The sequence below is a fragment of the Synechococcus sp. R6-10 genome (genome assembly GCF_047461815.1).
In the GTDB taxonomy this organism is placed as follows: domain Bacteria; phylum Cyanobacteriota; class Cyanobacteriia; order Thermostichales; family Thermostichaceae; genus Thermostichus.
On sequence record NZ_JANSHW010000187.1, the window covers coordinates 1 to 6,525 of the forward strand.

Here is a 6,525-nt window from a genome sequence, read left to right on the forward strand (position 1 = left end):
CGGATTTCAGGGATCCCACCACCGCCCCGCGCTCGAAACGTTAAAAGTAAACCTTGCCCTCTCGCCAAACCGTCACCTCCACCCATTCGGAGAGGGCATTCACCACCGATACGCCCACGCCGTGCAGCCCGCCGGAGACTTTGTAGCCGCCACCGCCAAACTTGCCCCCCGCATGCAACACCGTCAGCACCGTAACCAGGGCCGACTGACCGGTTTTGGGGTGGATGTCCACCGGAATGCCGCGGCCATTGTCCAAAACGGATACCGAGCCGTCGGGATGCAGGCTGATCTGAATATCATTGCAATAGCCGGCCAGGGCCTCATCCACAGAGTTGTCCACCACCTCGTACACCAAATGGTGCAACCCCTTCGGCCCGGTGGAGCCAATGTACATGCCAGGGCGTTTGCGCACAGCCTCCAAGCCTTCCAAAACTTGGATCTGCTCTGCACCGTAGTTTTCCGTCATTCCCAACTCCAATCCCGAGGAAGGCTCCCGGCCAAGATCAACAGAAACCCAGAAAAATTGACCTTAAAGGCCAGGAATCAGCTTATCATCAAAAAACTGTCCCCATGATAGCACAAAAGGCTAGAACGGCCACACAGACGCTTCTGAGGGCCAAGTTCAGGATGGGATGCAGGTACGGAAGTCAGGCCGTCTTGCCGAACTCTAACCCAGAAAGCTCTCCACCAGCCCCGGCGGCGGCTGCACGTGCAGTGCGCCTTTTTCCAAGTCCACGACAGGCACCAGGGCTTTCACAAAGGGGATCAACACCTGCCGATGGTCAGAGGTCGTTATCTCCAGCACATCCTGGCCGGCTGCCAAAATCCCCGAAACCTGTCCCAGCAGCTCCCCTTGGTGATAGACGGCCAAGCCGATGAGATCGCGGTAGTGGTACTCTTCCGGCTGCAAGGGCAAGCGGTGGGAAGCCGGTACCAGCAGCCTAGCCCCCACCCAGGTCTCAGCCACCGTTCGATTGGGGATCCCTTCCAGTCGCACCAAATAAAGACCCTTAGCCGGGAAAAACTGCCCCTCAATCAGGGAATGCAGTAGGGGCTCGGGATCCGTATCCCGCTGCAACCAGCGTGGTCCAGGCTCTGTGAAGCGCTCTGGAAAATCCGACCAGCACCTAACCCGCAGCCAGCCCCGCAAGCCGTGGGCCGCCACCACCTGTCCCACCAGCAGCCAATCGGGATCCCGGGCCATCATGGTCGGTCAAACTCAGTCGAGCCGCGGAAAGTCCACTTCGGTTGGGAAAGAAGCCGGGGTACGCAGCTTCTGAGAGGCCGCCGCGCGAGATCCTTCCCCACCCTTGGCCACGTCCACCATGGAGAGCAGCCCTTGCAGGGTGCCAGGGATCGAATTGGGATCCATGAAGATTACCTTGGCGCTGGGACTGCTGCCTACCTTGAAGCCCATGTCGATATAGTTTTGCGCCATCAGGTATTGCAACGCATTGGCTGCCTCTGGATTCTCTTGCAAAGTGGCGGCGATGGTCTTGATGGCTTCAGCCGTGCCCTCAGCCAACAGCAGCCGCTCCCGTTTCTCCGCTTCTGCCCGCAATAGCTGCGCCTTGGCGGCCCCAGCCGCTTGGTTGATGCTGGCCTGCTGCTCCCCTTCTGATTTCAGAATGGCGGCCCGCTTCTCCCGCTCGGCAGCCATTTGTTTTTCCATCGAGTCTTGCACAGTCTTAGAGGGTTGAATGTCCCTGACTTCCACGCGCGTGATCTTGATCCCCCAGGGATCTGTGGCCTCGTCCAGCTCTGTCAAAAGGCGGGCGTTGATCTCGGCGCGGGAGGAAAAGGTTTGATCCAAATCCATGCGGCCAATTTCTGCCCGCAGAGCCGTCAGCACCAGGTTAACCAAAGCCCGCTGCACGTCCTCCACCGCATAGCGGGCCTTGATCATGTCGGTGATGCGCCAATAGACCACCGCATCGGCCATCAAAGAGACGTTGTCGCTGGTGATGCACTGCTGAGGAGGCACGTCCAACACCTTCTCGCGGATGGTTTCCTGGAACACAATCCTATCGATAGGGGGAAGAATAAAGTGCAATCCTGGGGTCAGCTTGCGATGAAACCTGCCCAAACGCTCCACCAATGCCTCATACCCCTGGCTGATGATTTTGACCGAGTTGAACAGGTAGCCGACAAAGATCAGGGCAATGGCCGCTAAGATACCTGGCATAGGGCTTTTCTCCTAAGGGGGAGTTCAGTCCCCATTCTAGACGGTTGCTGGGACTGCTCCCTTAGCTCGATCACATCTCAACAGAAACGCGATGGACCAAGTATGATCTGCAGCTCTGCGGAACGTCTGGAGCTTCTTAAGATTTTTCGGGCCGCAACCGACAACTTGAGGCCACCCAGCAGAAGTCTGGTGAGGGGATCCCGTCTATGAAACTGAGCAGCAGGAATCTAGAGGTTGGTTTGGGCAAAATCTATGACGTGATTGTGGCCGGAGGAGGAGCAGGGGGACTATCGGCGGCAATCTATCTGGCTCGTTATGGATTGAGTTGCCTGGTGGTGGAGAAGGGCAGAGGCCGATCTTTTTGGATGCAGGATTTGCGCAATTATCTGGGATTGCCTCCGACCACTCCCGGACGAGAGCTGTTGCGACAGGGAACAGAGCACGCCCTCAGTTTAGGGGTAGATTACCTGCGCGGCTTCGTGGAAGATGCCACCGATGAGGGAGACCTCTTTGCGGTCAAAGTCAAGGTGGGAAAAGTTAACAGCCTCTACCCCATTTTTCGGAGCAAATATCTGATTGCAGCAACCGGCATTATGGACGAGCTGCCTCAGTTGTCGGATATGCAGAATGTTTACGACTACGCCGGCTATTCACTGCATGTCTGTATGATCTGCGACGGCTATGAAATGCGGGATCAGAAGGCGGTGTTGATCGTCAATTCGGAAGATCGGATCAATACAGCTTTTGTCCTCAACTGGTTTACACCCTATATCTCGGTGTTGACCCACGGCCTCTGCTCGGTCGGCCCCGACATGCGCAAAAAACTGGCGGATCATGGCTACCCCCTCTACGAATCTCCTATTCGCCGCTTTCTTGGAGAAAACCATCAATTGCAGGGTGTGGAGCTGGAAGATGGCACTTACATCGAAGCAACTACCGGCTTGGTGGCGATGGGCGCCAGATACCACAATGCCTATTTGAAAGGGATCCCCGGCTTGAAATGGCAAGGGGAAAACCTGTTGACCGACGAGTGGTGTCGCACTGCCCATCCGCGGCTGTTTGCGCTGGGCGATTTAAAGCAGGGCCTGAACCAGGTGGCGATTGCGGTTGCCGATGGTACCTTAGCTGCCACAGCCATTTGGCGGGACATCCGACGGGCCTCGCCTGCACGTAAATGGGAAGAGCGCCTGCTCTCGCCACCTGGGATCCCAGGGCCTTCCGGATCCTCACTAAATTGATGGGCTCTATCGAGCTTGGGTGGCTTCTGTCCTATGATTGGTTGCGAAGGCTTAAGCCATTCCTATGCACTCTCTGAAAGCGTCGATATTTTGCCTGGTTTTCCTACTGGTTGGACTGATCTACTACTGCACGGTAGGGGCCCAGCCTCTTTTTGAGCTGAACCTGACGGCCACCTCGGAATACAACCTCATTCTCCCCATCGAAAGCATTCGGGTGGTGCGCGGCGCCAATCCCCAAGATTTGCTCATTTATTTATCAGCTCCTTCTGCAGCCTGGATCCATCAAGAAGAGGTGAACGGGCATTATGTGATCGACATCCCCTACGGAGTCATTACCCGTACAACAACCGTCGAGATTGCCTCGGATCTGCCCTATCGACTGAGCTGGGGCAACCAAAATGAGCAGACGGGGCGACTGTTGATTACCCCTGCTCCCCCTCGTGTGGAGGTGTTTCTGCAGCATAGCTGGATCCCGGATCCCGACTTTCTCGATCCGGCGGAAAACAGCCAACCTTTGCAACTGCCCTTGGAAGAAATGCTGGGGCCTTTACTGGAGGTGCCGCCTCGTTCTGCCTTTCTGACCATTGACGATGGCCCCTGGCCCCAATCCACCCCCCGACTTTTACAGGTTTTGGATGATCTTCAGATCCCGGCCACTTTCTTTGTTATTGGCACCCACGTTTCCCGATTTCCAGAGTTGGCTCAATCGATTCAGGCCCATCACCACACCCTAGCCAATCATACTTTTACCCACGATTATCAACGTCTCTACGGAAGCAATGAGCTGTTTTATGCTGAGGTGGATCAGACAACCCAACTGCTCAAAGCGTTGAACTTGGATCCCCAACTGGTTGTTCGCCCACCGGGAGGTTTTCGCCTAGATTCTGCTTTGCGTCGCTCTCTGGAGCAGGCAGGATATCGAGTTCTTTACTGGAACATGAGCCCGGAAGATGCTTACGCGGGCCAAAGCGCAGCCCAACTTTTGGAGCGTGTTCGAGCTCAGTTGCCGGCGATCCAGGCTTCCGATCAGCCCCTGGTTTTGCTGCTCCACGATCGCTGGCCCCACACCGCAGAGGCCCTGCCGGATATCGTCGCTGCCATTCAAGAGGCGGGCTATCGCTTTTTGCCTTGGCCGGCCATCAGGGATCCCGTTTGAAGGGCTGGCAACAGGTTTTCTGGCTTGAGGACTCCGACCCGCCTTTGCCGGCTGGGGATGTTCAAAGAAGGGCTGCATCTCGCTCAGCTCAGCAGCGTTGCCCAGAGATAACGGAGGCCTGTGCCTTGACAAGCTTTTCCCCAAGTAGCACATTGAAAGTTTACAGGACTTGGCTGCGGGCCGAGAAAGATGAGCGAGAGGACATTATTCGATAAGGTGTGGGATGCCCATACGGTGCGGATTTTGCCCTCTGGGCAGACGCAGTTGTTCATCGGCCTGCACCTAATTCACGAGGTGACCAGCCCGCAGGCTTTTGCCATGCTGCGGGAGCGCCATCTGCCGGTTCTGTTTCCCGAGCGGACGGTGGCCACAGTGGATCACATCATTCCCACCGACAACCGGGCACGGCCTTTTGCGGATCCCTTAGCGGAGGAGATGATCCAGGAACTGGAGCGCAATTGTCGGCAATACGGCATCCGTTTCTACAACAGTGGCTCCGGTCGGCAGGGGATCGTGCATGTGATTGCCCCGGAGCAGGGGTTAACTCTGCCGGGGATGACCATTGCCTGTGGGGACAGCCACACCTCTACCCACGGGGCCTTTGGGGCCATTGCTTTTGGGATCGGCACCAGCCAGGTGCGAGACGTATTGGCCACCCAAACTTTGGCTTTGTCCAAGCTCAAGGTGCGCCGCATTGAGATCCACGGCAAGTTGGGGCCGGGAGTTTACGCTAAGGATGTAATTCTGCACATCATCCGCAAGCTGGGGGTCAAAGGCGGGGTGGGCTACGCCTACGAGTATGGGGGCAGCGCCATTGAAGCCATGAGCATGGAAGAGCGCATGACCCTCTGCAACATGTCCATCGAGGGAGGAGCCCGCTGCGGCTACGTCAACCCCGATGGGGTGACCTTTGAGTATTTGCGGGGGCGAGAGTTTGCCCCACAGGGATCGGATTGGGAAGAGGCGGTAGCCTGGTGGAAAAGTCTGGCCAGCGACGGCAATGCCCGCTACGACGACGTGGTGGTATTCCAAGCCGCAGACATTGCGCCGACGGTTACTTGGGGGATCACCCCCGGCCAAGGGATTGGGGTGGATGAGCGGATCCCTGCCCCAGAAGATCTGCCGGAAAGCGAGCGGGAACTGGCCAAAGAGGCCTATGCCTACATGGACTTGCAGCCGGGGGATCCCATTGTAGGGACACCGGTGGATGTCTGCTTCATCGGCAGTTGCACCAATGGCCGCTTGAGCGACCTGCGGGAGGCAGCCAAGATTGCCAAGGGGCGGCGGGTGGCCCCAGGGGTGAAGGCGTTTGTGGTGCCCGGCTCAGAACGGGTAAAGCAGGAAGCAGAACAGGAGGGCTTGCGGGAGATCTTCGAGGCGGCAGGGTTTGAGTGGCGGGATCCCGGTTGCTCCATGTGTTTGGCGATGAACCCGGATCGGCTGGTGGGGCGCCAGATCAGCGCCTCTTCTTCCAACCGCAACTTCAAGGGCCGCCAGGGATCCCCCAGCGGGCGTACTCTGCTCATGAGCCCGGCTATGGTGGCCGCAGCGGCAGTCAGCGGCAAGGTGGTGGATGTGCGGACACTGCTTTAACCAACCGTCTCCTAGGTATAGCGGGGACTGGATTTGAACCAGTGACCTTCGGGTTATGAGCCCGACGAGCTACCAGGCTGCTCTACCCCGCGGCGCTTTTCTAGCCTAGCTTGTCCTCCGGCTAACCGGCAAGCCTACACCTTGGGTTTCGCCGGGCATTCTCTTCGGGGATCCCCGTCGCACCTGGATGAGCTGGGCGGTGATGCTGATGGCAATCTCGGCGGGGGTTTCGGCGTGGATCTCCAGGCCAATGGGGGCAAAGAGCCGAGTAAACTACCCGACCCTGACTGCTTCGCAGTACGGGGCGGGCTTTCGGTAGCCCTGCAGTTGGCAAGCCAACCACGGGCCTCTAG

At 57.7% G+C, this 6,525-nt stretch carries 5 protein-coding genes, 1 tRNA gene and 2 pseudogenes; 3 read left to right on the top strand and 5 right to left on the bottom strand.

The features are described 5' to 3' along the window. Positions 1-43: 43 nt before the first annotated feature. The 3 genes and pseudogenes from NW837_RS05905 to NW837_RS05915 form a co-directional block, all read right to left on the bottom strand. A pseudogene (locus NW837_RS05905) lies at positions 44-466 on the bottom strand (ATP-binding protein); the annotation flags it as partial. A gap of 201 nt (positions 467-667) precedes the next feature. Further along, entirely contained in the window at positions 668-1,207 is a 540-nt protein-coding gene (gene rimM, locus NW837_RS05910) for a ribosome maturation factor RimM (protein ID WP_414329824.1), read from the bottom strand. Between the two features lie 12 nt (positions 1,208-1,219). Then, on the bottom strand, positions 1,220-2,185 hold the full coding sequence (locus NW837_RS05915) for an SPFH domain-containing protein (protein WP_011431991.1): 966 nt from the start codon (positions 2,183-2,185) through the stop codon (positions 1,220-1,222). A 206-nt stretch (positions 2,186-2,391) separates the two neighbouring features. Here NW837_RS05915 and NW837_RS05920 point away from each other — a divergent pair, with 206 nt between their 5' ends. From NW837_RS05920 to leuC, 3 genes are all read left to right on the top strand, one after another. Continuing rightward, the gene (locus tag NW837_RS05920; protein WP_414329826.1) at positions 2,392-3,423 is read left to right on the top strand and encodes an NAD(P)/FAD-dependent oxidoreductase; all 1,032 of its coding nucleotides are present in this window, start codon (positions 2,392-2,394) and stop codon (positions 3,421-3,423) included. 64 nt (positions 3,424-3,487) lie between these two features. Beyond that, positions 3,488-4,579 (top strand): polysaccharide deacetylase family protein, encoded by a 1,092-nt coding sequence (locus tag NW837_RS05925; protein ID WP_414329828.1) that lies wholly within the window; start codon positions 3,488-3,490, stop codon positions 4,577-4,579. A 189-nt stretch (positions 4,580-4,768) separates the two neighbouring features. Next, entirely contained in the window at positions 4,769-6,172 is a 1,404-nt protein-coding gene (leuC, locus tag NW837_RS05930) for a 3-isopropylmalate dehydratase large subunit (protein ID WP_414329830.1), read from the top strand. 18 nt (positions 6,173-6,190) lie between these two features. Here the strand turns inward: leuC and NW837_RS05935 are convergent. Continuing rightward, a tRNA-Met gene (locus NW837_RS05935) sits at positions 6,191-6,264 on the bottom strand. 13 nt (positions 6,265-6,277) lie between these two features. Then, positions 6,278-6,430: pseudogene (locus tag NW837_RS05940) on the bottom strand (hypothetical protein); the annotation flags it as partial. Positions 6,431-6,525: the final 95 nt, after the last annotated feature.